The organism is Gammaproteobacteria bacterium (assembly GCA_030680605.1).
Classification (GTDB): Bacteria; Pseudomonadota; Gammaproteobacteria; order SURF-13; family SURF-13; genus JAQBXX01.
In genome coordinates this window covers 1-3,149 of the sequence record JAUXUQ010000003.1, presented here as the reverse complement: position 1 = coordinate 3,149, position 3,149 = coordinate 1, and the positions used below count along the sequence as shown (strand labels likewise).

At 44.3% G+C, this 3,149-nt stretch carries 1 protein-coding gene; it reads right to left on the bottom strand.

What is annotated here, in order from left to right; translation table 11 throughout:
* A partial coding sequence (locus tag Q8L89_03370; GenBank protein ID MDP1708088.1) for an amino acid adenylation domain-containing protein occupies window positions 1-3,149 on the bottom strand: 3,149 nt, incomplete at both ends.

Sequence of the window (3,149 nt, the reverse complement as noted above, 5' to 3'; positions counted from 1 at the left end):
TCAGAAGGAGGCAACCCACGCAAGTACCGTAGCACTCCATAATTAATGCCTTTATTTGGAATCTTAAGCAGCTGTTTTTTTACTGTAGATAAGGTGTTTTTTTCACCTAAATCATCCGGAAAACAGATCAATACTGGAAATACACTGGTAAACCAACCGACCGATCTTGAAAAATCTAAATTACCCAATACATCAACCCTGCCATGTAAATCGACATCCATTAAAATAGTTGGTGATTTAGACCACTCGCTTAGTGTTTTAGTTAGAGCTGCCAACAAAATGGCATCAATTGCAGAGCCTGCCGGGGTACTTGCCTGATGCAGCAATTTTTTAGTCTTTTTTATACCCAAAGTCTTTGTGACAGTAACTCTCATGCCCTCGGTGTTTTTACCGTTAATCTTATCAAGAGGTAAAGATTGCTTATGTGCAAATAAATTGACCCAATAATCGGATTCTTCCTGTATACCCGCACTTTGCGCTAATGTCTGAAGATGGTTTGACCATTGTTGATAAGACGTTGTCTTCGGTGGCAGTGATAGTGTTTGATTTGCTTCCGACTGTTGATACAGCGTATGCAAATCATCAAGAATAATACGCCATGACACGCCGTCAACAGCTAAATGATGAATGACCATAAACAGACGCGCCGGTCTATTGTTACCTGTATTAAATAAAACGACCTGAATCAATGGTCCCTTTGTAATATTGAGCTTTTGTTGCCATATGGATGCTTGTTTTTCGATTTCCAATGACAAAACCGCATCATCAATGCCAGACAAGTCCATTTGATGAAAAACTGAGGTATCTTGTCCTTCTGCGTAACTTTGATGCCATCCGCTTGCCTGTTGAGTAAAACGCAACCTCAAAGCATCGTGGTAATCCAGTAGATAGTCGACAGCCTGTTTTATCCGGTGTGAATCAACCGGTATTTGAGCTTCCAGCATCAATGCTGAATTCCAGTGATGAGGATTGGGCAAACACTGCTCAAAAAACCAATGCTGATTTGGCGTTAATGGCACTTCGCCTTCTACGGGGTAGATTTCATTAGCCTGAGTTGCTGTATTCGTTAAAACCTCTGCCAACTCGGCTATGGTTTGATGTTGTGATAACTGCTGAGGGTTAAGATACAACCCAGCGTGCCTGACACGGCTAACCATTTGAATAACCAGAATAGAATCGCCACCCAAACTGAAGAAGTTGTCATCGATACCAATATGTTCAATTTGCAGTAACTCTGCCCAAATTTTGGCAAGCCGTTTTTCAGTGGCTGTACGTGGTCGCTTATTTTGACTGGCTAATGCCCCGTTACAATCCGGTGACGGTAAAGATTTACGGTCAACTTTTCCCGTCGCGGTGCGGGGCAATTGCTCCAAGCGCACAAAGACTGAAGGTATCATGTAATCCGGTAAACGACTTTTTAAAAAATCGCTTAAAAGCTTTATATCAAAGCTACTCTCATCGAATTTGGGTACTGCCACCCAATAGGCGAGCAAATAATTCGGCTTGCCACGTTCTTCACGGGCAACGACCAGCGCTTCCGATATTCCAGGGTATCGAACAATCTGTGATTCGATTTCGCCCAGCTCTATACGGAAGCCACGAATTTTGACCTGATGATCAGTGCGTCCAAGAAATTCGATATTACCGTTAGACCGATAGCGTGCTAAATCACCGGTTTTGTACAACCGGTTCCCCGGTACTTGGCTGAATGGATTAGGCACAAATCGTTCGGCAGTTAAATCAGGCCTTCCAAGATAACCTCGTGTTAAACCTGCACCGCCGATGTAAAGCTCACCAGAAACGCCAATCGGAACCGGATTTAAATAATTATCCAGCAAGAAAATCCGGGTATTTGCAATAGGCCGGCCGATAGAAAGAGACTGACCGGAAACTGAGTCGTCATTCCGAATGGCATAAACGCTGCTCCACACAGAGCTTTCGGTAGGCCCGTATTCATTGTAAAGTCGGCTATTAGGTAGGCGCGTGTAGTGGTTAGCAACCAGTTCAGGTAAGCATGTTTCCCCCGCCACGATGACTGTCTGCAAATTATTGAGTTGTTTCTGATTGAAGCCCTCTAAAATAAGAGCGTAAAACGAAGGTAGACAAAGTAAATGACTTGGCTTTTCCCGTTCCACCAACTCGGCCAAAGCATCTAAGTCTTGAAGCTCTTCTTCCGTCGGAATGCATAAGTGCCCTCCCAAACTTAAGGTCCAGAATATCCCGGCCACTGAACTGTCGAATGCTAAAGGCGATACCAGTAAAAAACCGTCTAAAGGTTTCTGATAATAATTAAATCGTGCCCATGTAGAAGCAACTGCATTTTCATGTGTAACGATTACGCCTTTAGGGGAACCTGTAGAGCCCGAAGTGTAAATCACATAGGCTGCGGCGGCGACAGGGCTATAATGCTGAAACGAAGCCTTGTCCGTTGGTAATGCAGACACTTGTCCCCAATCCCGGTCTAAACAAAAAACCATTAGCCCGATAGAGAGCCGCTCTGTCAATAATCGCTCCTGAGTCAACAATAGTTGCGCGCCACAGTCCACCAGAAGACTGGCAATTCGTTCATCAGGATTAGCTGGGGTAATCGGCACATAGGCACCCCCTGCCTTTAGAATAGCTAAGATGCCCACAACCGTTTCAACGGATCGCTCCATGCAAATACCAACCCGCACCTCTATTCCCACGCCCTGTGAACATAGCCAATGAGCCAGTTGATTAGCGCGGCTATCAAGTTCTTTATAGGTCAGTGTTTGGCAACCACAACTCACTGCTGTGGACTGAGGCTGTATATGCGCTTGATTTTCAAACCAATGATGTAAAAACTGTGGTTGTGGAAAGGCACGGTCTGTTGTATTCCATTTTGAAATTTCGCACCGTTCTTGCTCAGTTAGTAATTCAAACTCACTGACACGGGTATTTAAATGGCCAGTAAACACCTCCAGTATCAATTCAAAATAATTTGCCAGCCGTGCAATACGCTCTGAGTCAAACAGTTCGGTACTGTATTCAAATGATAGTTCAAGGCCTTCTTTTTCGGTGGCATGAAGAACCAGATCAAATTTCGAGACCTCATAATCCAACTCAACCCTATCCATTCTAAGAGCCGGCAAATCCACTGCCCCCAAAGGCAAATTATGCAGCACAAA